The organism is Allobosea rubneri, from assembly GCF_032464875.1.
Classification (GTDB): Bacteria; Pseudomonadota; Alphaproteobacteria; order Rhizobiales; family Beijerinckiaceae; genus Allobosea; species Allobosea rubneri.
Map to the genome: position 1 here is coordinate 25005 of NZ_JAWDID010000018.1, position 24442 is coordinate 49446.

The window sequence follows — 24442 nt, forward strand, 5'->3', positions numbered from 1 at the left end:
CTTCGTTGCTCCCGCTCAACGTGACCGGTCCGCGCGCAGGCTCATCTTCAGGGCCACCATGCCCCCTCTGGGCCCTCGCGGCCAAGGAAGTCAAAGGCTTCAGACCATGTCGAAATCCGCATTCCTCGCGGCAGCGCTCGCCGCCCTTGCCGCCTCCCCTGCCCTCGCCCATGTCACGCTGGAGACCCAGCAGGCAGCCATCGGTTCGACCTACAAGGCGGTGCTGCGCGTGCCCCATGGCTGCAAGGGCGCTCCGACGATCAAGGTCCGCGTCCGCGTGCCGGAAGGCATGATCGCGGTCAAACCGATGCCCAAGGCCGGCTGGGCGCTGGACACGGTGAAAGGCAAATACGGCAAGACCTACGATTATTACGGCACGCCGACCGCCGAGGGCGTCACCGAGGTGGTCTGGAGCGGCGGCAAGCTGCTCGACGAGCATTACGACGAGTTCGTGCTGCGCGGCTATCTCACCGCCGACCTCAAACCGGAGACGACGCTGCACGTGCCGGTCGTCCAGGAATGCGAGGGCGGCAGCGTCGAACGCTGGATCGAGATCCCGGCCGAGGGCAAGAGCGCGGACGACTACAAGTTCCCCGCTCCCGGCCTCAAGCTCGTCCCGAAAAAGTGAAGCGAAGGCGGCCGGGCCTCATGCCCGGCCGCCCGTTCCAGGCCATGATCCGGCGTCTCATCCTTCTTCTCGTTCTGCTCTGCGCCTGCGCCGCGGCGACGCTGCGGCCCGGGCCCGCGCTCGCCCATGCCGCACTGGTCACGGCGATGCCGGCGGACGGCGCCGTGATGGCGCGCGCACCGGAGCAGTTCACACTGAGCTTCAGCGAGCCGGTCTCGCCACTGGTGCTGCGCCTGATCAGCCCGGACGGTGCGACCACGACGCTCGAACGCTTCACGCTCCGGGACCGGACGCTGACGATCGAAGCGCCGACCGAGCTGGCGCAGGGCAGCCATGTCCTGAGCTGGCGCGTCGTCTCCGAGGACGGGCACCCGATCGGGGGCTCGGTGGTGTTTTCCGTCGGGGCACCGGGCGCGAGGCCGCCTGAGGCAAGCGCGCAGCGGGACCTGCCGGTCACCCTGGCGCTCTGGCTGGGGCGCGTCGGACTTTACCTCGGCCTCGTCCTCGGCATTGGCGGCGTCGCCTTCCCGGCCTGGGTTGGGCCCTTGCCAGCGAGCAGCCGCAAGCCGCTGCGCATGATGCTGGTGCTCGGCCTCGTCGTCGTGCCGTTCGCATTGGCCGCACAGGGGCTCGACGCGCTGGCGGCCCCGGCTTCCGATGCGCTGCGTCCCGAGATCTGGCGGGCCGCGATCGGCAGCAGCTTTGGCCGCACCGCCGCGATCGCGACCGCGGCCCTGCTGGCTGGGCTCATCTCGCTGTCACTGGCTGGCGGCGCCGGACGCGCGCTCGCATTCGCCGCCCTGCTCGGCACCGGCCTGGCGCTGGCGGCGAGCGGTCATGCCAGTGCCGCGTCGCCGCAATGGCTGATGCGTCCCGCCGTCTTCCTGCACGGGATCAGCATGACGGCCTGGGCCGGAGCCCTGCTGCCGCTCGCATTGGCGATGCGCGAGGCCAACGGCGCCGCGGCGCTGAAGCGGTTCTCGCGCCGTGTCCCGCTTTTCCTGATCGCCTTGCTGGCGAGCGGCGTCGCCCTCGCCATCGTCCAGGTCGAGACGCCCGGCGCGCTGCTGACCAGCGCCTATGGCCTCGTCCTCACCGTCAAGCTCGCGCTGGTCGCCGCCCTGCTCGGGCTCGCGGCCTTCAACCGCTACCGGCTGACTGCGCCGGCGAGCCGGAGCGTCGAACCGGCGAAGCTCCGGCTGCGGCGCGTGATCGGCGTCGAGATCGCGGTGGTGCTGGCGATCCTCGGCACCGCCGCGCTCTGGCGCTTCACGCCACCTCCCCGGACATTGGTGGTCGCACTTGCCGCCGCAGCGCCGGCCTCGGTCCATATCCACAGCGAAAAGGCGATGGCCGAGATCAGCGTCACGCCGGGGCGGGCCGGCCCTGCCAGCGTCTCGATCGCGCTGCTCGACGGCAATTTCGGCCCGCTCGCTGCCAAGGAGGTGCGCCTTTCCTTCGCCAATCGCACCGCCGGGATCGAGGCGGTCGAGCGGCCGGCAGCCCGCCAGCCCGATGGCAGCTGGCTGGTGGACGGGCTGACCGTGCCCGTAGCCGGGCGCTGGAGCGTCGAGCTCGAAATCCTGGTGTCGGATTTCGAGATGATCCGCCTGAGCGACACCATCGAGATCAAGCCTTGATTCCCGTTCAACCTACCCAACCTGGCCGAAGGAGCCTCAAGATGAACGCACTCATTCGCATGTCCGCCGCCCTGGCCTTCTCGTTCGCGGGCTTTTCGGCGCTCGCCAATGACTACACCGCCGGGCCGCTCAAGCTCGAGCAGCCCTGGACGCGGGCGACGCCGGCGGGCGCCAAGATCGCCGGCGGTTATCTCGCAGTGACCAACTCCGGCAGCACCCCGGACCGCCTGCTCGGCGGCACCAGCGAGGTTTCCGGCAAGGTCGAGATCCATGAGATGGCGATGAAGGAAGGCGTCATGACGATGCGCGGCCTGCCCGAGGGGCTGGAGATCAAGCCGGGCGAGAAGACCGAGCTCAAGCCCGGCAGCTACCATCTGATGCTGATGGATCTGAAGCGCCAGCTCAAGGAAGGCGAGAGCATCAAGGCGACGCTCAACTTCGAGAAGGCCGGACCGGTCGCGGTCGAGTTCTCGGTCCAGTCGGTCGGCGCCCGCACCCCGGCAGCGGGCCACAAGCACTGACCGCACCGGCTCGGCAGAGCGAGAGCATCGGAGCCGTCGGGCGGACACGATGTCGCCCGGCGGCTCTTCGCGCCGAGCTGGAATCATGCGCTGGTGCCCGGAGATCTTCCCGGCGCCTCGAAGCCAGAATCCGCAGATGCTTGGGCGCAACGCCCCAATTACGCGAACGCCTCCAAAGACAACGTGCGCACGCATTACTTTAGAACACATGTAAACTATTGTATTTGCTAACTTATCTCGCTTGGGCTAACTGCTCCCTACGGTCGCGCCGGCAGCATTCTGCCCGGATGCACGCCCCCGCGGCCGCAAGACGGCAAGGCGCTCGCGCAACCGTCGTTCATCCAGCGCTCCCGCCAAGAGGTGCGCGGCCCAGGCTACGGAACCAATTCGATGCGGCGTTTGATCGGCCTTGTCCTGCTCGCTATGAGCCTCGTTGCCCTCCCGGGGGCGCGCTCGACCGGCATCGCGCAGACCGTTCAACCCCAGGCAACGCCCGCTCAGACCGCTCCCTCCCAAGCTGCGCCGGCCCAGCCCAGCGAGGCGCCAATTCAACCAGCGCCGTCAGTACACGGCGCGCCGGTGGCGGAAACACCTCAGTCGGTGCCCCATGGCACGATCGGCGGCCCGTCCACCCCTTCCGCGATGACGCCGCTTTCGACGCCCGCGGTTCCCGCTCCGCCGCCGGTCGTGCAGGCGACCCTGCCGCATGACCTTTCCCCCTGGGGCATGTTCATGGCCGCCGACATCGTCGTGAAGGCGGTGATGGTCGGCCTCGCCTTCGCCTCGCTGGTGACCTGGACGATCTGGCTCGCCAAGGCCGTTGAACTCGCCGCCGCCAAGGCCCGCGCCCAGCGCGCGACGCGGCGGCTGGAGCAGGCTGCGAGCCTCGACGAAGCGGCTCAGGCCATCGCCGGCCGCAAGGGCCAGGCGCAAGGTCCGGTGGCATTCCTGGTCGCCGCCGCGCAGAGCGAGCGCGAGCGCTCCACCGATCTCGGCGAGGACGGCGTCAAGGAACGCGTCGCCATCTCGCTGTCGCGGATCGAGGCCCGGGCCGGGCGCAGCATGGCGCGCGGCACCGGCCTGCTGGCGACGATCGGCTCGACGGCGCCCTTCGTCGGCCTGTTCGGCACGGTCTGGGGCATCATGAACTCGTTCATCGGCATCAGCCAGGCGAAGACCACCAATCTCGCCGTCGTAGCCCCCGGCATCGCCGAGGCGCTGCTGGCGACCGCGATCGGCCTCGTCGCGGCGATCCCGGCGGTGATCATCTACAACGTCTTCTCGCGCTCGATCGCCGGCTATCGGGCGACGCTCTCCGACGCTTCCGGCGAAGTGCTGCGCCATCTCTCGCGCGATCTCGAGCGGACGCGCCGCGCCGTCGCCCTGCAGACGCGCGCCGGGCTGCATGCGGTTCCGGCACAGGCCGCGGCGATGCCGCGCGCCCGGGTGGAGTAAGCGGCGATGGCGGTTTCGCTCAAGGAGCCTCAGGACGGCGATCTCGGCGAGGTCAGCGAGATCAACGTCACGCCGTTCATCGACGTGATCCTGGTGCTGCTGATCATCTTCATGGTGGCGGCGCCGCTCTCGACGGTCGATGTCGCGGTCGACCTGCCGGTCTCGAACGCGCAGCCGCAGCCCCGCCCCGACAAGCCGATCTTCCTGACCGTCAAGCAAGACCTTTCGCTGGCGCTGGGCAACGACACCGTGGCACGCGAGCAATTGCAGGCGACGCTCGACCGCCAGACCGGCAGTGATCGCGAGCAGCGGGTCTTCCTGCGCGCCGACGGCGCGGTCGCCTATCGCGAGCTGATGGAAGTGATGAACAGCCTGCGCCAGGCCGGCTATCTCAAGATCGCGCTGGTCGGGCTCGAGGATACCGGCCAGGCGGGAGCCGCCAAGCCGTGATCGCGATCGCACCCCAAAGGCGCAGCCTCGCCGCCCTGCGCTGGGCGACGGCGGCACTGGCCGTCGCCTCTGTTCATGGCGGCATGGCCTGGGTCGCCCTCAACTGGCGTCCGACCGAAGCCGCAGCCGGCGCCCCCGAGCCCGCGATCATGATCGAGCTCGCTGCCGTCTCCGTCGCGCCCGAGGCGCCGCAGGAGGAGCTTCCTGTCGCACCCGAAAGGGTCGAGCAGGAGCAGCCGCCGGAGCCGGTCAAGGAGACCCCGCCGGAGCCGCCGCCGCCCGAGCCCGAACCGGAGCCCGAGCCGACTCCCGTCGAGCAGCCCGAGATCAAGCTGCCGGACCTGCCCTCGATCCCGCAACTCGATGCCGTGCTGCTGCCGCCGCCGCCCGATCTGAAACCGCCGGAGAAGAAGCCGCCGCCGAAGAAGGTCGTCGAGAAGAAGGAGAAGCCGAAGCCCAAGGTGGTGCGCCGGCCGGTCGAGCCCGATCACCCCAAGGCGCGCGAGGCGGCCGCCCCGGAGGCCTCGACCCCGCGGGCCTCTGCTCCCTCCGCCGCGGCGCAGGGCACGGCGTCGCAGCCATCGGTCTCGAACGCCTCCTGGCGCGGCATGCTGATCGCCCATCTCAACCGCTACAAGCGCTTCCCCGGCGGCGCCAATCCCGGAACTGTCCAGGTCGCCTTTTCGATCGACCGGGGCGGGCGCGTCTTGTCCTCGCGCGTCGTCGGCTCGTCGGGCAATGCGGCGCTCGACGAGGAGGCCGCCGCGATGATCCGGCGCGCCAGCCCGGTCCCGGCGCCCCCGGCCGGCGTCGGCGGTGGCGGCACGATCTCGCTGTCGGTACCGGTGCGCTTCAACCGCTGATGATGCGGGGGCCGGCGGCTAGGCATCGCCGCGACCAGAGGATCGCCATGCCGTGCGGCAAAAGCACCGGCTTGGCGCTCCCCTCTTTCATCGCGTGACTCTGATGGCCGAGAAGCGGCTTTCACTTTGTCCAGCCATCGTCGGAGCCGGCGTCGGGCCCTTCCCCCGGCGGAGCCCGGCCCCTATCTGGGCTGGCTGACGCGCTCCAATGGCGAGGTCACGGCGTGCCCGGCCGTCTCGCCCGCATCCTGAATGTTGCGTCCGAGTTCCTCGACCTTGTCGCCGAAATTATTGCGCGTATGCGGGTCGATGACGGCGATCGGCGCCGAGACGACGAGGCCCGCCGCAGTGCCGACCGCCGCGGCGGCCGTTCCGGTCGCCTGGATCAGCCGGTCGCCGATGCCGACGCGCGAATCGGTGATCGGCTGGCCGGAGACCAGGCGCGTGCCGATCAGCTTCACCACCTCGGGGCTCTCGGCGAACTTGCCGTGGTTGAGGCTGTCGCCGCTCTTCAGCTTGGTGAGATTGAGGACGGTGATCTTGTCCGCCTCCATCTCGCTCTTATAGGGCTCGACGTCCGGGTCGATCGCGCCGAGGCGGGCGGTCGAGCCCCAGACGCGGCGGGAGACGGCAAGCGCCCGGTCGTCCTGCGAGACGAACAGGGTGAACTTCGGGCGGCGCCCTTCCATCTCCTTGACCTGGGTCCGGAAGACGTCGACGTCGACGTCGGGCGACGCCAGCATGACGTTGGCGATCTTCGCGGGAATGCCGCGATTGCGGATCGCCATCAGCGTCAGCGCCTCGAGCGTGACCCAATTGCCCATGGAGTGGGCGAGGATCGAGACCTCGCCGACCGCCGGGTCGCGGGCGAGCGCCTGCAGCAGGTTCTCGAGGGCGTGGCGGGAGTAGTTGGTGCTCTCGCGATCATAGCCATAGGCGAAGATCGAACCGCGCGAGGGCCAGGTGAACAACACCGGCACGACCTCTGCGCCGGAATCATGGACGATCTGGGCGAAGCGATAGACCGCATCCTCGAAACGGTTGTTGAAACCGTGGATGAAGACCATGACGCGGCGCTTCGGCACCTTCGACGCCGCCGTATGCAGGCGCGCGAGCGCGGCGGTCCGGTCGAGCTTGTCGACCTTCAGTGTGACGAAGTCGGTCGCCGGGTTGCCGGGCAGCCGTTGCGGCCACTGCACCTCGCCGACGGCGCGCTTGCCGTCCGGCGGCAGCGAAACGGTAATCTCGGCGAAGGCGCTCTTGCCGCGCTCGCCCGAGAACAGGACGCCCTCATCGGCATCGGGCGCCCGCGTCGTCGCGACCAGCATCGTGACCTTGCTGGCACCCGGCACCGTCGCTTCGACGGGCCCGAGCACGCCCTTGACGTCGCCGGCGCAGCCGGCGAGCAGGCCGGCCAGCAGGAGCGCCGCCGGCGCGGCAGGACGTCGATGCCGGATCGCGGCCGGATTGCTGCTCAACACTGTCACCGGCCACCCCGAACCACCCCAACGGCCCGACCATTGTCGGCGTCGACGGGCGCGTCAAGCTCCTCGTCGACGCCTTGCCGGCTACACCATGAACTGGCCGCCATTGACCTCAAGGGTCTGGCCGGTGATGTAGCCGCTCATCGACGGGCTGGCGAAGAACAGGAACGTCCCGACATTCTCCTGCGGCGTGCCGACGCGCCCCATCGGAATGGTCTGGCGCATCGCCTCGATCTGCGCGGGCGTCGAATAGCGCTCATGGAACGGCGTCATGATCACGCCCGGCGAGACCGCGTTGACGCGGATTCCGAAGGGCAGGAACTCCTTGGCCATGCCGCGGGTCAGGTTGAGCACGAAGGCCTTCGAGCTGGCATAAAGCGAGGAGCCCGGGCCGCCGCCATTGCGCGCCGCGACCGAGCTCAGATTGATGACGCTGGAATGGCCGGACTGCTTGAGATGCGGCAGCGCAGCCTTCGACGCCATCACGACCGAGCGGACATTGAGGTCGACGACGCTGTCGAAGAAGGCATCGTCGACTTCGCCGATCGGGGTGCGCTTGACCAGCGCGCCGGCATTGTTGACGAGGACGTCGAGACCGCCGAGCTTTTCGGCCGCCTTGCCGACCAGATCCTCGGTCGCGGCGCTGTCGGAGACGTCAGCCTTGAGCGCGTGGGCCTCGCCGCCCGCCGCGCGAATCTCGGCGACGACCGCATTGGCCTCCGCCTCGCTCGACTTGTAGTGCACGATGACGCGCATGCCATGGGCCGCATAGGCCTTTGCGACGGCCGCGCCGATGCCGGTGCTGGAGCCGGTGATCAGGGCGCGCATGCCCTTCAGATCGTCAAGCATAATTCCTCCGTTTTGGATTAAATCGTTTCAATCGCGATCATGCGCGAGCGGGCGCAGGATCGCCACCGCCATGCGGGCAACCCGGCCATTCGCTGGGACCGGTTCAAAGGAACTTGGTCATCGCCTTGAACTCGGCGAGGAGTTGGCGCGAACCGTCCGGGATGTGGCCGGCAGCCTCCTCCAGACAGTGGTCGATATGCTCCTGGATCAAGATCTTGCGGGCATTTGCGATCGCGCCCTCGACCGCCTGCAATTGCTGCGCGATGTCGAGGCAGGAGCGAACATTGACGACCATCTCGATGGTCGAACGCAGATGTCCCTCCGCCCGCTTCAGCCTGGTGATGACCTCCGGATGCCTGTGATGATGGATCCGGGCGTGAACGTCGTCCTGCATCTTGCTCCTATCCTCCCCGGGAGGTTATAGACCGTCCACGTTGCTCGTGCATGTCGATCGCGCGCATGGTCGCCAGCCGACTGCGTCGAACCGGGCAGGAGTAGCGGCCCGATCGGGCAGGCGCCGGCGCGAGACCGGGCGCATCCCCGAAGATCGGGCGGGCGAGGACGAGACGGGCGCCCCCGACCAGCGCCGGCAGAGCCGGACGGCACGGCAGCGCGCGCCCCGCCCCCAATCCGGGGCCATTTCGTGCCTGGTTTTACCGAGCTGCTCGCACAGGGTGCGGGCCATGCCTGGCTGTTCATTCCGAGCGCGATCCTGCTCGGCGCGCTACACGGGCTCGAACCCGGCCATTCGAAGACCATGATGGCGGCCTTTATCGTCGCCGTCCGTGGCTCCGTGCTGCAGGCCGTCCTGCTCGGCCTCGCCGCGACGCTCTCGCATACGCTGGTGGTCTGGGCGGTGGCCCTGACCGGCCTCTACCTCGCGCGCGACCTGGACGCGGAGGCGACGGAGCCCTGGTTCCAACTCGCCTCCGGCCTGATCATCATCGCGATCGCGCTCTGGATGATCTGGCGGACCTGGTCGGAGCAAGCCGCGCTACGCACGGCCTCTCATGGCCGCACACATGGTCATCATCATTCGCACGGACATTCCCACGGGCATTCTCATGGGCAGTCTCGTGGAAACGGCCACTCTCATCCCCATGACCAGACCCATCGCCGAGACGACGAGCCGATGGACGCCCATCAGCGCGCCCATGCCGAGGACATCCGGCAGCGTTTCGCCGGCCGGCCCGTGACGAACTGGCAGATTGCACTGTTCGGACTGACCGGCGGCCTGATCCCCTGCCCGGCTGCGATCACCGTGCTGCTGATCTGCATGCAGCTGCGCGAGATCACGCTCGGCGCCGTGCTGGTGCTGTGCTTCTCGATCGGCCTCGCGCTGACGCTGGTCTCGGTCGGTGTCGCCGCCTCGCTCAGCCTGCGGGCGGTCGAGAAACGGTCGAGCTGGCTGTCGACCATCGCGGCACGGGCGCCCTATGTCTCGGGCCTGCTGATCGTGCTCGTCGGCTTGTACACCGTCTATCACGGCTGGAGCGGCCTGCAGACGAAGGCGCCGGTCGCTGCCGTCCTGCTGGTCAGCCCAGCGCCTGGTTGACCAGCGCGAAGAGCCTGGCCGGGCCGGGAGGCGCCGGCCGCTCGCCGCACCGCATCGCCAGGCCGGTATCGGCCTCCGGCAGGCCCAGCTCCGTCAGCCAGCTACCGAGGCCCGTCGGCGCAGGCACGTCGACGCGGATGAACTCGCCCGGCCGGGCCGCCAGGCCATGAGCGATCAGGCAGCGCGCGGCTCGATCGTCGACGGCAGCGACGGGGCCGATCAGCCAGCCGAGCCCGTGACGGCGCAGGACCGAGAAGCCCGCGGCGACGCCGTCGCGTTCCAGGAGGTACGCTTCGCCGCGACCGAGCAGGGCTGAGAGAACCGGAGCACGCGGGAGACCGGTCGCGGCTTCGTCGAGCGCGGCCAAAACGGGAAGGTCGGCCTCGGTCGCAAGGCGCAGTGTCTCGCCCGGACCCAGGGGCGGAACCCCGACAGCGGGCGCCGGCCCCTGGTGCTGCAGCACCGTTCCGACCGGCTCGAAGCCGTATTTCGCATAGAGCAGCCGGCCCTGCTCGGTCGCGATCAGGCCGCGCGAACGGCCTCCGGTGGCATCGAGCAGCCCCTGCATCAGCAGCTTGCCGAGGCCGGCGCCCTGGCGCTCGGGCGCGACGATGATGCTGCCGAGCGAGGCGTGGCCGGAGCCGAACGTCCACCACATCGCAGTGCCGACCACCTCGCCCGCGGCGATGGCGGCGAGCCCCTGGCCGAGGCCGAGCACCAGCGCCCAGTCCTCGCGCCGATGCGCCCAGCCGACCTGTCGCGACAGGCTATGGCAGGCGTCGAGATCATCCGGCGTCAGTGCGCGCAGATGGGCCGCGCCCACGGTGTTCGGCAAGGCGCTCACCGGCAGAAATCGGCGCAGCCGGCCGCCCAGAACGGCGCGCCTTCCGTCAATGGCGGAACCGAGGGCCGCGGCTTGGCGCCGGGCAGATCGGCCGGAACCGGCACGACCAGCTCCCACCAGCGATGGGCACATTGCGAGCGGAAGGCCATCTGGTCGCTGATCGAAGTGCCTTCGCGCGCGAGAGCGGCGTCGAGCGCCTCGCAGCTCTGGCGTAGCGCGGTATCGTGGGCGTCGCTCGGATCATTGGCATAGTCGTGGAAGGCTTCGGTGAAGGCCTCCATCTCGCGGGCGATATGGGGCCATTCCGCGCGACCGAGATTCCAGGCGTCCATCCATTCGCGCACGACGGTTTCGACAGCCTCGGCCTTCGGCTTGGCGGCGACCTTGCGGGCCGTCGTCAGCATGTGCCTCATCAATTCGGCACGGGCGTGGATGTGGCGCGCCGCGAGGGCGGCCTTCTGCATGGAGGCGACTGCCTGGGCAGCCTCCTGCTGCAGCTCCTCGACGAAATGGGACATGATCTTCTCCGGTCAGGGCAGGGTCGCGAGGCGGGCGAACATCCGCTCGAACAGCGCCTCGGCCTGGACAGTCGCGACGACATGGGCGTTGGGCTCGCGCTTCAGGCGGCCGTTCCAGTCGATGGTGGTGCGCCCGCGCAAGGGGCCGTCGGCGGTCTCGACCTCGACATGGCAGTCGCGGCCGGAGAACAGCTCGGGCCAGAGCAGAAAGGCGATGACGCAGGGGTCGTGCATGGGGTGGCCGACCGTGCCGAGCCCACCCGGGCGAGGCCGGGTCAGCATGCCGTGAACGGTGCGGCCGGCCGCATTGCCGTGATCGAGCAGGCGCGCGACCTGTTCGTGCGCTGCGATCGCCTGCAGGGTGACGCCGAGGCCCATCATCACGATCGGCCGACCGCAGCCGAAGACGATCGCGGCCGCATGCGGGTCGACATGGATGTTGAACTCGGCCGCCGGGGTGACGTTGCCGAGCGCCAGCGCCCCGCCCATCAAGACGATGCGCTTCACTTTCGGCAGCACATCCGGAGCCAGCCGGAAGGCGAGCGCGAGATTGGTCAGCGGCCCGAGCGGGCAGAGTGTGACGCCGTCATCGGGCGCCGCCCGCAGGATGGCGATCAGCGCGTCGACCGCGTGACCGGGCGCAGCCTCGCCGCGCGGCGGCGGCAGATCGGCGCCGGCGAGCCCGTCCGGTCCGCAGACGAATTCCGCCGTCGACAGCGGGAAGACCAGCGGGACGTCCGCGCCGCGATGGACGGGCACGTCCTCTCGCCCGGCAAGCTCGCGGATGCGCAGTGCATTGGCGGTGGTCTGCGCCACCGGGACATTGCCGGCGACGGTGGTGATCGCCCTGAGATCGAGCTCGGCGGCGCTGGCGAAGGCGAGCAGCAGCGCGACCGCGTCGTCCTGGCCGGGATCAGTGTCGATGATGATAGTTTCGCGCATGGTGTTCAGGCGGCGCGGGCGTTGCCGGCCATGATCATGTGGCTGAGATCGTCGGCGGTGAGGTCGCCGAGCGGCTGGTCGACGTATTTTCGGCCGGCGCCCATGATCACCACCCGGTCAGCGAGCGCCACCACGTCGCGCATGTTGTGGCTGATCAGCAGCACCGTCCTGCCGTCGGCCTTGAGCTTGCGGATCAGGTCGAGGACGAGCGCCGTCTCCTTGACGCCGAGCGCCGCCGTCGGCTCGTCCATGATGATGATCTCCGCCTTCCAGCGCAGGGCGCGCGAGATCGCCACCGCCTGACGCTGGCCGCCGGAGAGGCGCTCGACCGGCCGGTCCATGTCCTCGACCGTGACCGAGAGCTGCTTGAGGAAGCCGCGCGCCTCCTGCGCCATCCTCTTCTTGTCGAGCACGCGCAGGAAGGGCAGCAGCACGGGCTTCGTCAGCTCCGAGCCCATGAAGACGTTCTGGGCGATGGAGAGACGTGGCGCCAGCGCGAGGTCCTGGTAGATCGTCGCGACGCCATGGCTCAGCGCATCATTCGGCGAGGCGAAGACGACCTCCTTGCCGCGCATGAAGATCGTGCCCGCCGTCGCCTCCTCGGCGCCGGAGATCACCTTGATCAGACTCGACTTGCCGGCGCCGTTGTCGCCGCAGATCGCCACGACCTCGCCGGGATGGATGTCGAGATCGACCTCGCGCACCGCCACGACCGGGCCGTAGCTCTTGCCGATCCCGCGCAGGGACAGGAGGGGGGTGGCGGTCATGGCAGATGGCTCCGGGGTTCACTCCCCGTCATGCTCGCCCTTGTGGCGAGCATCCACGTCTTGTACGGCACGATCGCGTGTCGAAGACGTGGATGGTCGGGACAAGCCCGACCATGACGACGAAAAGCTCGTTGCGAGCTCTACTTCAGGAACTGCTGGACGTTGTTCTTGTCGACCAGCACGGCGTCGGTGAAGAGGTAGGGGCCGGAGGTGATGGTTTCCTTCGGCTTCTTGTCGACGACGATGGTCTGGACCGCGTCGACCGCCTGCTTGCCCATCTCCTCGAAGGGGATCGAGACGGTGGCCATGAAGGTCGAGGCCGGGTCGGCGATGCGGGCATAGGTCTCCTTGCCGCCATCGACCGAGACGAGCGGGATCTGGCCCTTCTTCACGCCCTGCGCCTGCAGCAGGTCGTCGATGATGTAGGCCTGGCCGTCGAACGAAGCCCAGATGCCGTTGATCTTGCCCTGGTTCTGCAGGAGCAGCGCCTGCATGCCGGCGCGGACATCGTCGCGCCAGCTCTGGGTGCGGGCCATCGAGAACTTGCCGAGTTCCTTCACCGCCTGGTTCTCGGAGAGCACGGCGTCGAGCAGCTTGCCGCGGATGCGCGAGGCGACGTTCAGGTCGAAGCGGGCCGAAACGATGTTGCCCTGATAGCCGAGCTGGCCGAGCAGATAGAGCGCAGCCTCGGCGCCGACCTTGTACTCGTTGGTCTGGATGTCGAAGAGCGCATGCGGGCTCGCGCCCGACTGCACGGTGATCACCGGGATCTTGGCGTCCTTGGCCGCCTTGAACTGGGCGTCGGCCTCGACCGGCTTGCCCATGGCGATGATGATCGCGTCGACCTTCTTGGCGATCAGCGCGTCGAACTGCTCGGCATGCTTGGGCAGCGCGCCTTCCGAGTTGAGCAGGGTGACGTTCCAGCCCTTGGCCTTGGCCGCTGCGGCTGCCGCATTGGCGACGCGGGCATGGGTCTCCGAGGAGAACTGGAAGCCGATGACGCCGAGCTCGAAAGCCTGCGCGCCCTGCCCGAACCCGACCGCGGCGACCGCAGCCAGCAAGATTTTCCTGATACCGACCATGATGAGCTCTCCCCGTAGCCTTACGATGGCTGATTTAGACCTTGAACGCCGCCTTCTTCATCGCGCTGGCCGAGAAGGCGACCGAGCCGATGATGATCAGGCCGAGAACGATATCCTGAACGTAATAGGGCTGGCCGAGCAGCACCAAGCCATTGCCGAGCACCTTGAGCACCAGCGCCGCGAAGACCGTGCCCGGCACGTTCGGCTTGCCCGGCTCGAACATGGTCATGCCGAGCAGGACGGCGGCGATCGCGTAGAGCAGGTAGTCGCCGGCCATGTTGGGCGCCGCCGAGGACAGGTTGGCCGCAAGCAGCACGGCGGTGATGCTGGCGAGCACGCCGGCCAGCAGGAGGCCGATGCGCTTCATGCGCGCCGTGGCGATGCCGGCGAGCCGCGCCGCCTCGTCAGCCTCGCCGGTCGCAACCATATGGGCGCCAGTGCGGGTCCACTTTACCAGCCCCCAGGCGAAGAGCGTGACGCCGGCGAGCCAGAGCACGAGATTGGGGATACCGAAGGTGTAGCCGCGGGCCAACCCGGTGAAGCCGGTGGGCCAGCGCCCGACGAAGGCGACGCCCTGGGTGATCATGAAGGCGAAGCCCTTGGCGATCGCCGCGGTACCCAGCGTCATGATCAGCGAGGGGATGCGCAGCACGGTGACGCCGTAGCCGTTGACCGAGCCGAGCACGATGCCGACGGCGAGCGCCGCCGCGACAGCGACCAGCGGCGGATACTGCAACTGCACCAGCCAGCCGCAGACCACGGCGGCGAGGCTCGCCATTTCCGAGATCGAGAGATCGAGCTCGGCGACGGTGAAGGCGAGCGCGAAGCCGAGCGCCAGAATGGCGAGGAAGCTCGTATCCTTCAGCACGTTGACGATGTTCATCGTCGTCGCGAAGTTCGGCGCGAAGGCGACGAAGAAGATGATCAGCAGAAGCCCCGCGACCGCGGTGCCATAGCGGCCGATGAAGTCGCGCATGCTCATGCCGGCCATCACGCCGGCCCCTTGGCGATCGCCGAGATCGGCGAGAGGATTTCGATGCCGCCGGTGACCGGGATCAGCGCGCCGGTGACGAAGGCGGCTCCCGGCGAGAGCAGGAAGGCGATGACGCCGGCGACGTCCTCGGGCCGGCCCAGCCGACCGAGCGGGGTACGCTGCGAGGCACCCTCGACCAGCGCGTCGAACTCCTTGGCGAAGCCGCCGCGCACCATCGGCGTATCGATGATGCCCGGCGCGACCGCGTTGACGCGAATCGCGTGCCGGCCAAGCTGCTGGGCCATGCCGTAGGTCAGCGTCGCGACGCCGCCCTTCGCCGCACCATAGGCGAGGTTCGCACCACCATTGCTATGGGCGATCGAGGAGATGTGGACGATGGCGCCGCCCTCGCCTTGGGCGATCAGCTGCTTCGAGACGGCCTTGGAAATGCGAAAGACGGCAGAGAGGTTGATGTCGACGAACTTCTCCCACTCCTCGTCCTCCATCTCGACCATCGGCACCGGGCGCGAGGCACCCGCCCCGGTGACGAGATTGTCGAGCCGGCCGAAGCGCTCGATGGCGAGCTCGACCAGCGCCGGGCCGAGCCCATGGTCGCGCACGTCGCCGGTCAGGGCCGCGACTTCGGCGCCATCGGCCTGGAGGCGTTGCGCCATTTCCGCGAGCGGGTCGGCCTCGAGCCCGGAGAGGACGAGACGGTGCGTCGGCGCCAGCGTCATTGCGAGCGCGCCGCCAATGCCGCCGGAAGCCCCGGTGATCAGGGTGACGGGACGACCCATCAGGCCGCCCTGCCTGCCGGGCGAGGAAGAGATGGAACCGGCACTGCGGGATCGGGCGATGGCATCAGAGATCTCGGACGTTCGGATGCCCGTCGGTAAGGCGCAAAATCGAATGCGGCAACCTCAATCGCGATCCGCCCCCATGCCTGTGAGAATCCCGGCGCTGCCCGGCCGCCAGCCGGCGAGCGCCTGCGAGATCGGTGCCAGTGCCTGCTCTGCCTGCCGATAGAGCGCGAAAAGCGCGTCATAAGCCGCCTTGCGGGAGGGATCGGGATCGAAACGGGCCGCGGTGGTGACCAGCGCCTCCTGCGCCTCTCCCAGCGAGGCGAAGCGCCCGAGGCCGGTGAAGGCGATGATCGCGGCCCCGAGCAGGCCAGGCTCCTTGGAGGCGCCGACGACCACCGGCCGGCCGCAGATATCGGCCTTGATCTGGCTCCAGACCGGATTTGCCGCGCCGCCGCCGCCGAAGCGGATCTCCGCAACCGGGACACCCATCGCGCCCTCGGCACGCCCAAGCACGATCCGGTTGAGGAAAGCGACGCCTTCCAGCACCGCATAGGCGAGATCGGTCGCGCCATGCTGGCGGTTGAGGCCGATGAAGGCGCCACGCAGTCCCGGATTCCAGTAAGGCACGCGCTCGCCCTGGAGATAGGGCAGGAACAGCAGCGGCTGAGGCTGGCGAATGCCGGCGAGCAGCGCGTCGATCTCGCGCCCGATGCCTCCCTCTTCGTCCCGGCCGAGCAGCGACAGCAGCCAGGAGACGGTGTCGGCGCCGTTCTGGCTCGGGCCTCCGAGCTGGAACAGGCCGCGCCAGTCGACGGTCATCAGGCCTTCGGCGCGGGCAGGTTCCCGCCCCATCACGCCCAGCACCTCGGTGGTGCCGGAGATGTTATAGGCGAAGCCGTCGCGCATCGCGCCGAGACCGACCACCGCCGCCCAGGTGTCGTTCGAGGCGCAGAACACCGGACGTCCCACCAGCCGGTCGAGCGGCGCCGGCAGACCGGGCTGGACCTCACCGACGCGTTGCCAGGGCTCCAGAAGTTGCGGCAGGATCGCCGGCGAAAGCCCGATCGCGCCGAGCAGGTCGCCACCGGCTGCCGGGGCCGCAGAAGCGAGCAGGCGCGCCAGCGAGACCGGGTCGCTCGCCTGCCGGCCGGTCAGGCGGAAATTCAGGTAGTCCTTCGGTTCGAGCACGGTGGCGAGGCCGAGAACCGTCTCCGGCTCGGCCTCGCCCAGCCAGGCGAGCCGCGCCAGTGGGTGGAAGGCGTTGATCGCCGCCGTCTCGGGATGGGCCGGGTCGAGCCGCTCGCGCAGCCGCATGACCGCGCTTTCCGAGCGCGTGTCCTTCCAGGTCATCGCCGGGCGCAATGGCCGGCCGTCCCGGCCGATGAAGACCTGGGTGCGGGTGATGCCGCAGATCGCCACGGCTTCGATGGCGGCGAAGAGCTCGGGGGCCTCCCGGACAAGCCCGGAGCAGGCCTCGATCAGCAGGCGCCACCAGGCATCGGCCTCGATCTCGGAAGCGCCCGCCGCATCGACGCTCACAGGCCCCGGAATGGCGCTCTGGGCGCGAATCCGCCCCTGCGCATCGACGAGCGCGGCCCGGAACGAGGTGCCGCCGAGATCGCAGGCGAGGACGACGCTCACGCCGGACGCTCCACAATTGGGGCGTGGAGATCGCGGCTCAGCACCAAGCGCGAGCGGATGCCCTCCACCGCACGTCGAAGATATGAACTCATGCAGACCAGGCCTTGCGCCGACGAACAGGACGGGACCTCGCGGCTCTAGCGCTTGCCAAGGCGGGCCGCTACCGAAATGCTGATGCTCACGAACCACTCGCCGACGAAACGCTCGCGCCGACGCCGGGGCACAACCGCCGCATGATCATCCGCCAGCTGGTCTATCTCGACGCGCTCGCCCGCGAGAAGCACTTCCGCCGCGCCGCCGAGGCCTGCCATGTCTCGCAGCCGACCTTGTCGGCCGCCATCGCCCAGCTCGAAGAGGAACTCGGCATTCTGATCGTCGAGCGCGGCCGGCGCTTCCAGGGGCTGACCCGGGAGGGCGAGCTCGTACTCGCCCATGCGCGGCGCATCCTCGCCGAGGCCGACCAGATGAAGGACGCTATCGCGGAGCTGCGCGAGGGCGTCAGCGGCCGGATCAGGCTCGGCGCCGTCCCCACCGCCCTGCCGATGATCGCCCATATCACCGCGCCGTTCTCGACGCGCTATCCCGGCGCCTCGCTGACGGTGCTGTCGCTGACCTCGACCGAGATCCAGAACGGGATCGACAATTTCGAGCTCGATGTCGGCCTGACCTATCTCGACAACGAGCCGCTGGAGCGCGTCGTCTCCAAGCCGATCTACCAGGAATCCTATGTGCTGCTGACCCGCGAGGACGGACCGCTCGGCGAGCGCGAGACGATCAGCTGGGCCGAAGCGGCGGCGCTGAAGCTCTGCCTCTTGACGGCGGACATGCAGAACCGGCGCATCATCGACGGCATCTTCCGCTCGGTCGGGCATGCGCCGAAGCCGGCGATCGAGACCAACTCGATCTTCAACCTGTGCTCGCATGCCGGGATCCAGGGCGTTTCCAGCATCGTCTCGATCCAGTTGCTGGAGTTCTTCGGCGTCCCCCTCGGCACCAAGGCGCTGCCGCTCACCGCGCCCGACGCCAAGCGCATGATCGGCCTGATCATGGCCGATCGCCAGCCCGCAGCTCCGCTTGCCCGCAACCTGCTCGCGATGTCGGAGACGGTGACCGAGGCGGCGCTGCCGCGACGCCCTATCATAAAATAGACGACAGCTATCGATCGGGCTGTAGCACCTGGCGCCCCATCCGTATGGCCGCGCGATAAGCCATGGTTATCGGCATTTGTCCGCCACAACGCACCCATCTCGGAAGCCGAACTTATCGTTTTGATAGCTCACAACTATCGAACAGTCAGAACAAACGATTTGAAATCATCCTAAACTTCGCCACCCTTCCTCAAAAGGCGCGGGCCCGGAGAACGGTCCGCATGGAGGAGGGACGATGGTCCATTACCCAGCCTGGGACCAGGACGAGGCGCGCTCGATTGTGTCGGGCCTGGCTCATCTCGAAGGGGCAACCCTGCCAATCCTGCACGCGCTGCAGGAAGAGTTCGGCTATGTCGATCCGCAGGCAGTGCCGCTGATCGCCGAGGCGCTCAACCTGTCGCGGGCCGATGTCCACGGCGCCATCTCCTTCTATCACGACTTCAGACCGGCGCCCCCGCCGCGCCGTATCGTCAAGCTCTGCCGGGCCGAGGCCTGCCAGGCGCTGGGCTGCGAGATGGTGGTCGAGGACCTCGCCCGCGAGCACGGCATCGTCGTAGACGGACACGGGCACGGCGGCAGCCACGATGCGGTGGTCGAGACCGTCTACTGCCTCGGCAATTGCGCGCTCGGCCCTTCCGCGCTGGTCGAGGGCGAGCTGATCGGCCGCGTCGACGCCGACCGCGTCGCGGCTTTGTGCGGAGCCCGGCAATGAGCGAGGCTATCCGCATCTACGTTCCGATCGACGCCGCGGCGCTTTCGGTCGGCGCCGAAGCGGTCGCGCAAGCCATCGCGCAGGAAGCAAAGGCGCGCGGCATCGCCGTCGATCTCATCCGCAACGGCTCGCGCGGCATGCTCTGGCTGGAGCCTCTGGTCGAGGTCGAGACGGCTGATGGGCGCGTCGCCTATGGCCCGGTCGCGACCAAGGACGTCGCAGGCCTGTTCGAAGCGAACTTCCAGAATGGCGGCGCGCACGCCCTGCGCCTCGGGCCGACCGAAGAGCTCGACTGGCTCAAGCGCCAGCAGCGCCTGACCTTCGAGCGTGTCGGCGTGACCGACCCGCTGTCGCTTGCCGATTATCGTGATCATGGCGGGCTGAAAGGGCTGGAACAGGCACTCGCCCTGTCGGGCCAAGGCATCGTCGATGAGATCAAGGCGTCGGGCCTGCGCGGGCGCGGCGGCGCCGGCTTTCCGACCGGGATCAAATGGCAGACGGTCCACGACGCCAAGGCCGAGCAGAAGTACATCGTCTGCAATGGCGACGAGGGCGATAGCGGCACGTTCGCCGACCGTATGCTGTTCGAGGGCGACCCGTTCCTGCTGATCGAGGGCATGACGATCGCCGCGATCGCTGTCGGTGCCACCAAGGGCTATCTCTATATCCGCTCGGAATACCCGCACGCGATCAGGACGATGCAGCGCGCCGTGCTCAAGGCGCGCAATGCCGGCATTCTCGGCGCCGCCGTGCTGGGCTCGCGCCACAGCTTCGACATGGAGGTCCGGGTCGGCGCCGGCGCCTATATCTGCGGCGAGGAGACCTCGCTGCTGGAGAGCATCGAGGGAAGGCGTGCCATCGTGCGGGCCAAGCCGCCGATCCCGGCCCTGCAGGGCCTGTTCGGCAAGCCGACCGTCGTCAACAACGTGCTCTCCTTCGCAGCCGTGCCCTGGATCCTCGACCATGGCGGCAAGGCCTATGCCGATTACGGCATGGGGCGCTCGCGGGGCACGCTGCCGGTCCAACTCGGCGGCAATGTCAGGCGGGGCGGGTTGATCGAGCTCGCCTTCGGCATTTCGCTGCGCGAGATCATCGAGGAGATGGGCGGCGGTACGCTTTCGGGCCGCCCGATCCGGGCTGTGCAGGTCGGCGGACCGCTCGGCGCCTATCTCACCGCAAAGCAGCTCGACACCGCCATGGACTACGAGGCGTTGGCCGGCATCAAGGCGATGCTTGGCCATGGCGGCATCGTCGTCTTCGACGACAGCGTCGATATGGCCAAGCAAGCCCGCTTCGCCTTCGAGTTCTGCGCCAAGGAAAGCTGCGGCAAGTGCACGCCCTGCCGCATCGGCGCAACGCGCGGGGTCGAGCTGGTCGACAAGATCATCGCCGGCCATGAGCGGCCGAAGAATCTCGCCGTGCTGCGCGATCTCAACCGGCTGATGACCGACGCCTCGCTCTGCGCCATGGGCGGGCTGACGCCGATGCCGGTAATGAGCGCGCTGAACCATTTCTCCGAGGATTTCGACCGCCCGCCGCCCGAGCGCCTCCCGCTGGCGGCCGAGTGAGGAGACATCGATGAGCCTGATCAAGGAAATCGATTTCGGAACGCCGATCCGGGTCGCCGAGACCACGGTCACGCTGACCATCGACGGCGAGAGTGTCACCGTCCCGGCCGGCACCTCGGTGATGGCGGCGGCAATGAGCCTAGGCACCAAGATCCCGAAGCTCTGCGCTACCGACTCGCTCGAGCCCTTCGGTTCCTGCCGGCTCTGCCTGGTAGAGATCGAGGGGCGGCGCGGCACGCCGGCGTCATGCACCACCCCGGCCGAGAACGGTATGGTCGTGCGCACCCAGTCGGAGAACCTGGCTTCACTGCGCAAGGGCGTGATGGAGCTCTACATCTCCGACCATCCGCTGGACTGCCTGACCTGCTCGGCGAATGGCGACTGCGAATTGCAGGACATGGCGGGCGCCGTCGGCCTGCGCGAGGTGCGCTACGGCTATGAGGGCGAGAACCACGTCAAGCCCGTGACGATGGAGGGCTATGCCAACGAGAGCTGGCTGCCCAAGGACAGCTCCAACCCCTACTTCACCTATGACCCGTCGAAATGCATCGTCTGCAATCGCTGCGTGCGCGCCTGCGCCGAGGTGCAGGGCACCTTCGCGCTGACGATCACCGGCCGCGGCTTCGATTCGCGCGTCGCAGCGGGTCCGACGGATTTCCTCGGGTCCGAATGCGTCTCCTGCGGCGCCTGCGTCCAGGCCTGCCCGACGGCGACGCTGATCGAGAACAAGGTGATCGAGCTCGGCCAGCCCGAGCATTCCAAGGTCACCACCTGTGCCTATTGCGGCGTCGGCTGCTCGTTCAAGGCGGAGATGCAGGGCGACCGCGTCGTGCGCATGGTACCCTACAAGGACGGCAAGGCGAACGAAGGTCACTCCTGCGTCAAGGGCCGCTTCGCCTGGGGCTATGCGACCCACAAGGACCGCATGACCAAGCCGATGATCCGCGAGGCAATCACCGATCCCTGGCGCGAGGTCTCGTGGGACGAAGCGATCGCCTACGCCGCCAGCGAGTTCAAGCGCATCCAGGCCAAATATGGCCGGGAATCGGTCGGCGCCATCACCTCCTCGCGCTGCACCAATGAGGAGGTCTATCTCGTCCAGAAGCTGGTGCGCGCCGGCTTCCGCAACAACAATGTCGATACCTGCGCCCGCGTCTGCCACTCGCCGACCGGCTACGGCCTGAAGACCACGCTCGGCACCTCGGCCGGCACGCAGGACTTCAAGTCCGTGGAGAAGGCCGACGTCATCCTGGTCATCGGCGCCAACCCGACCGACGGCCACCCGGTGTTTGCCTCCAGGATGAAGAAGCGCATCCGCCAGGGCGCCAAGCTCATCGTCGCCGATCCGCGCCGGATCGACATGGTCAAGTCGCCGCATATCGAAGCGCAGTACCATCTCCAGCTCAGGCCCGGCACCAATGTCGCGCTGGTCAACGCGCTCGCCCATGTCGTCGTCACCGAGGGGCTGATCGACGAGACTTACGTCCGCGAGCGCTGCGATCTCGCCGATTTCGAGGTCTGGGCCCGCTTCGTCGCCGAGGAGCGCAACTCACCGGAGGCGAGCGAGCAATATACCGGGGTGCCGGCCGCTGATCTGCGCGCCGCGGCCCGCCTCTACGCCACCGGCGGCAACGGCGCCATCTTCTATGGCCTCGGCGTCACCGAGCACAGCCAGGGCTCGACCACGGTGATGGCGATGGCCAACCTTGCCATGGCGACGGGCAATATCGGTCGCGAGGGCGTCGGCATCAATCCGCTGCGTGGCCAGAACAATGTCCAGGGCTCCTGCGACATGGGCTCGTTCCCGCACGAGTTCACCGGCTACCGTCACGTCTCCGACGACGCCACGCGCGATATCTTCGAGAAGCTCTGGGGCGTCCAGCTCGATTCCGAGCAGGGCTTGCGCATCCCGAACATGCTCGACGATGCCGTTGGCGGCAGCTTCAAGGGGCTCTATGTCCAGGGCGAGGACATCGCCCAGTCCGACCCGAACACCCAGCATGTCACGGCCGGTCTCGCCGCGATGGAATGCGTCATCATCCAGGATTTGTTCCTGAACGAGACGGCGAAGTACGCCCATGTCTTCCTGCCGGGCTCCTCCTTCCTGGAGAAGGACGGCACCTTCACCAATGCCGAGCGCCGCATCAACCGCGTCCGCCAGGTGATGACGCCCCTCTCGGGCAAGGCCGAGTTCCAGGTCACGATCGATCTGGCGCGGGCGCTGGGCCTCGAAATGAACTACGCCCACCCGAGCGAGATCATGGACGAGATCGCCCTGGTGACCCCGACCTTCGCCGGTGTCAGCTACGCCAAGCTCGAGGAGTTCGGCTCGGTGCAGTGGCCCTGCAACGACAAGGCGCCGCTGGGCACGCCGCTGATGCATGTCGACCGCTTCGTGCGCGGCAAGGGCAAGTTCATGATCACGGAATATGTGCCGACGCAGGAGCGAACCGGCCCGCGTTTCCCGCTGATCCTGACCACCGGGCGCATCCTCTCGCAATACAATGTCGGCGCCCAGACCAGGCGCACCGAGAACCAGGCCTGGCATGACGAGGACGTGCTGGAGATCCACCCCTTCGACGCCGAGAGCCGCGGCATCAAGGATGGCGACCTCGTCGCGCTCGCCAGCCGCTCGGGCGACATCTCGCTGCGCGCCGAGATCTCGGAGCGGATGCAGCCGGGCGTGGTCTACACCACCTTCCACCACGCCTCGACCGGCGCCAACGTCATCACCACCGACTATTCCGACTGGGCGACCAACTGCCCGGAGTACAAGGTGACGGCGGTCGAGGTGCGGCGGACGAACTATTATTCGGAATGGCAGGAGCGCAACCGCGAGCAAGACGTCTCGCTGCGCCTGATCGCGGGACGCTTGCCCGATGCCGCGGAATAGCCCGCCAGCCCAGCCACCGGCGAGCGTCGCGACGCCGGCCTCGACATTGCGCTTCGCCTCCGGCCGGTCGGAGGCCGCGAGCGCCGAAGTCGCGGTCGAGGCCGCGGTCAACATCGTCTACGGCAACCTGCCCTATGCCGTGATGATGGCGACGCCGTCGGATCTCGAGGATTTCGTCGTCGGCTTCAGCCTGACCGAAGGCATCATCCGTAGCGGCGACGAGATCAGGGGGATCGCGGTATCCCCGCAGGCCAACGGCATCATCGTCACGGTCGAGCTGGCGCCCGGCCGCTTCCGCGAGCATCTGGCACGGCGGCGCAATCTTTCCGGCCGCACCTCCTGCGGTCTCTGCGGTGTCGAGGCGCTTGCCGACCTGCCGGCGGCTGAAGCGCGCGCTGGCGGCGCGACGCCGATCACGCCTGCGGCGATAGCTGCCGCGCTTGGATCCCTCGAGCGCCATCAGCCGCTGCACCGGCTGACCCGCTCGGTCCATGCCGCCGCCTGGTGCGGCCGCGACGGGACGATCCTGGCGGCCCGCGAGGATGTCGGGCGTCACAACGCGCTCGACAAGTTGATCGGCGCGCGGCTGCGGGCGGGCCACCCGGCCAATGACGGCTTTGTGCTGGTCACCAGCCGCGCCTCCTTCGAGATGGTCGAGAAGGCGGCGATCTTCGGCGCCGGGACGCTCGTCACGATATCGGCGCCAACCTCGCTCGCGATCGAGCGGGCAAAGGTGCTCGGATTGACCCTGGTCTGCGTCGCCCGCGAGGACGCGGCCCGCATCTTCGCCGGCGCGCTGGCCAACCCCGTGGAGGCCGAGGCGCCATGACCGAGATCCTTACAGACGCTGCGCATGCCCACGGCCTGCCGAGCGACCAGCTCGCCAAGCTCGCGCGCATGGCCGACCAGATCGCCGAGTTCTTCCAGACCTATCCGGAAGCCGAGGCGGTCGACGCGATCGCCGACCACATCAACCAGTTCTGGACCCGGCGTATGCGCGAGGACTTTCGCACCGGCTTCCAAGACGATGCGTCCGCCCTGTCGCCGCTGGTGCGGCAGGCTCGCACCAAGGTCCGGGTGGCGGCCGCCGGCTGAGCAGAGCCGCC

At 68.4% G+C, this 24442-nt stretch carries 24 protein-coding genes; 13 read left to right on the forward strand and 11 right to left on the reverse strand.

What is annotated here, in order from left to right; all coding sequences use genetic code 11:
• The first annotated feature begins 106 nt into the window (after positions 1–106).
• The 6 genes from RKE40_RS13680 (at position 107) to RKE40_RS13705 (ending at position 5557) form a co-directional block, all read left to right on the forward strand.
• Positions 107–628: a YcnI family copper-binding membrane protein gene (locus RKE40_RS13680; protein ID WP_316018788.1), complete on the forward strand. Its 522-nt coding sequence runs from the start codon at positions 107–109 to the stop codon at positions 626–628.
• Positions 629–672: 44 nt separating this feature from the next.
• Positions 673–2268, forward strand: a complete 1596-nt coding sequence (locus RKE40_RS13685; RefSeq protein WP_316018789.1) for a copper resistance CopC/CopD family protein — start codon at positions 673–675, stop codon at positions 2266–2268.
• 41 nt (positions 2269–2309) lie between these two features.
• Positions 2310–2789: a copper chaperone PCu(A)C gene (locus RKE40_RS13690; RefSeq protein ID WP_316018790.1), complete on the forward strand. Its 480-nt coding sequence runs from the start codon at positions 2310–2312 to the stop codon at positions 2787–2789.
• 390 nt (positions 2790–3179) lie between these two features.
• Positions 3180–4244 (forward strand): tonB-system energizer ExbB, encoded by a 1065-nt coding sequence (gene exbB / locus RKE40_RS13695; protein WP_449248918.1) that lies wholly within the window; start codon positions 3180–3182, stop codon positions 4242–4244.
• A gap of 6 nt (positions 4245–4250) precedes the next feature.
• Complete coding sequence (gene exbD, locus RKE40_RS13700) at positions 4251–4694, forward strand: TonB system transport protein ExbD (protein ID WP_316018791.1); 444 nt, start codon at positions 4251–4253, stop codon at positions 4692–4694.
• A complete protein-coding gene (locus RKE40_RS13705; RefSeq protein ID WP_316018792.1) occupies positions 4691–5557 on the forward strand; it encodes an energy transducer TonB in 867 nt (288 codons plus the stop codon). The genes exbD and RKE40_RS13705 overlap by 4 nt, the downstream gene beginning before the upstream one ends.
• Before the next feature lie 182 nt (positions 5558–5739).
• Here the strand turns inward: RKE40_RS13705 and RKE40_RS13710 are convergent, their stop codons facing one another.
• From RKE40_RS13710 to RKE40_RS13720, 3 genes are all read right to left on the reverse strand, one after another.
• The gene (locus RKE40_RS13710; RefSeq protein ID WP_316018793.1) at positions 5740–7035 is read right to left on the reverse strand and encodes an alpha/beta hydrolase; all 1296 of its coding nucleotides are present in this window, start codon (positions 7033–7035) and stop codon (positions 5740–5742) included.
• A 90-nt stretch (positions 7036–7125) separates the two neighbouring features.
• A complete protein-coding gene (locus RKE40_RS13715; protein WP_316018794.1) occupies positions 7126–7890 on the reverse strand; it encodes an SDR family NAD(P)-dependent oxidoreductase in 765 nt (254 codons plus the stop codon).
• A gap of 103 nt (positions 7891–7993) precedes the next feature.
• The gene (locus RKE40_RS13720) at positions 7994–8284 is read right to left on the reverse strand and encodes a metal-sensing transcriptional repressor (protein WP_316018795.1); all 291 of its coding nucleotides are present in this window, start codon (positions 8282–8284) and stop codon (positions 7994–7996) included.
• A 249-nt stretch (positions 8285–8533) separates the two neighbouring features.
• On the opposite strand from RKE40_RS13720, the gene RKE40_RS13725 reads away from it, so the two are divergent.
• On the forward strand, positions 8534–9445 hold the full coding sequence (locus RKE40_RS13725) for a nickel/cobalt efflux transporter (RefSeq protein WP_316018796.1): 912 nt from the start codon (positions 8534–8536) through the stop codon (positions 9443–9445).
• Here RKE40_RS13725 and RKE40_RS13730 read toward each other — a convergent pair.
• From RKE40_RS13730 to RKE40_RS13765, 8 genes are all read right to left on the reverse strand, one after another.
• Entirely contained in the window at positions 9426–10280 is an 855-nt protein-coding gene (locus tag RKE40_RS13730; RefSeq protein ID WP_316018797.1) for a GNAT family N-acetyltransferase, read from the reverse strand. The genes RKE40_RS13725 and RKE40_RS13730 overlap by 20 nt on opposite strands.
• Before the next feature lie 5 nt (positions 10281–10285).
• Positions 10286–10807, reverse strand: a complete 522-nt coding sequence (locus tag RKE40_RS13735; protein WP_316018798.1) for a hypothetical protein — start codon at positions 10805–10807, stop codon at positions 10286–10288.
• A gap of 12 nt (positions 10808–10819) precedes the next feature.
• Complete coding sequence (locus RKE40_RS13740) at positions 10820–11749, reverse strand: nucleoside hydrolase (RefSeq protein ID WP_316018799.1); 930 nt, start codon at positions 11747–11749, stop codon at positions 10820–10822.
• Positions 11750–11754: 5 nt separating this feature from the next.
• A complete protein-coding gene (locus tag RKE40_RS13745) occupies positions 11755–12516 on the reverse strand; it encodes an ATP-binding cassette domain-containing protein (RefSeq protein WP_316018800.1) in 762 nt (253 codons plus the stop codon).
• 140 nt (positions 12517–12656) lie between these two features.
• Positions 12657–13598: a sugar ABC transporter substrate-binding protein gene (locus RKE40_RS13750; RefSeq protein WP_316018801.1), complete on the reverse strand. Its 942-nt coding sequence runs from the start codon at positions 13596–13598 to the stop codon at positions 12657–12659.
• A 34-nt stretch (positions 13599–13632) separates the two neighbouring features.
• Entirely contained in the window at positions 13633–14580 is a 948-nt protein-coding gene (locus tag RKE40_RS13755) for an ABC transporter permease (RefSeq protein WP_316018802.1), read from the reverse strand.
• Positions 14581–14588: 8 nt separating this feature from the next.
• Positions 14589–15368, reverse strand: coding sequence for an SDR family NAD(P)-dependent oxidoreductase (locus RKE40_RS13760; protein ID WP_316018803.1), 780 nt, complete (start codon positions 15366–15368; stop codon positions 14589–14591).
• 123 nt (positions 15369–15491) lie between these two features.
• On the reverse strand, positions 15492–17015 hold the full coding sequence (locus RKE40_RS13765) for a xylulokinase (RefSeq protein WP_316018804.1): 1524 nt from the start codon (positions 17013–17015) through the stop codon (positions 15492–15494).
• 233 nt (positions 17016–17248) lie between these two features.
• Between RKE40_RS13765 and RKE40_RS13770 the strand changes: the two genes are divergently transcribed.
• The 6 genes from RKE40_RS13770 (at position 17249) to RKE40_RS13795 (ending at position 24431) form a co-directional block, all read left to right on the forward strand.
• Entirely contained in the window at positions 17249–18163 is a 915-nt protein-coding gene (locus RKE40_RS13770) for a LysR family transcriptional regulator (protein ID WP_316018805.1), read from the forward strand.
• 235 nt (positions 18164–18398) lie between these two features.
• A complete protein-coding gene (locus RKE40_RS13775; protein ID WP_316018806.1) occupies positions 18399–18875 on the forward strand; it encodes an NAD(P)H-dependent oxidoreductase subunit E in 477 nt (158 codons plus the stop codon).
• Positions 18872–20443, forward strand: coding sequence for a formate dehydrogenase beta subunit (locus RKE40_RS13780; protein WP_316018807.1), 1572 nt, complete (start codon positions 18872–18874; stop codon positions 20441–20443). The genes RKE40_RS13775 and RKE40_RS13780 overlap by 4 nt, the downstream gene beginning before the upstream one ends.
• Before the next feature lie 10 nt (positions 20444–20453).
• Positions 20454–23336: a formate dehydrogenase subunit alpha gene (fdhF, locus tag RKE40_RS13785; RefSeq protein WP_316018808.1), complete on the forward strand. Its 2883-nt coding sequence runs from the start codon at positions 20454–20456 to the stop codon at positions 23334–23336.
• Positions 23323–24165, forward strand: a complete 843-nt coding sequence (fdhD, locus tag RKE40_RS13790) for a formate dehydrogenase accessory sulfurtransferase FdhD (protein WP_316018809.1) — start codon at positions 23323–23325, stop codon at positions 24163–24165. The genes fdhF and fdhD overlap by 14 nt, the downstream gene beginning before the upstream one ends.
• Complete coding sequence (locus tag RKE40_RS13795) at positions 24162–24431, forward strand: formate dehydrogenase subunit delta (protein ID WP_316018810.1); 270 nt, start codon at positions 24162–24164, stop codon at positions 24429–24431. Before fdhD ends, RKE40_RS13795 begins: the two co-directional genes overlap by 4 nt.
• Positions 24432–24442 lie beyond the last annotated feature (11 nt).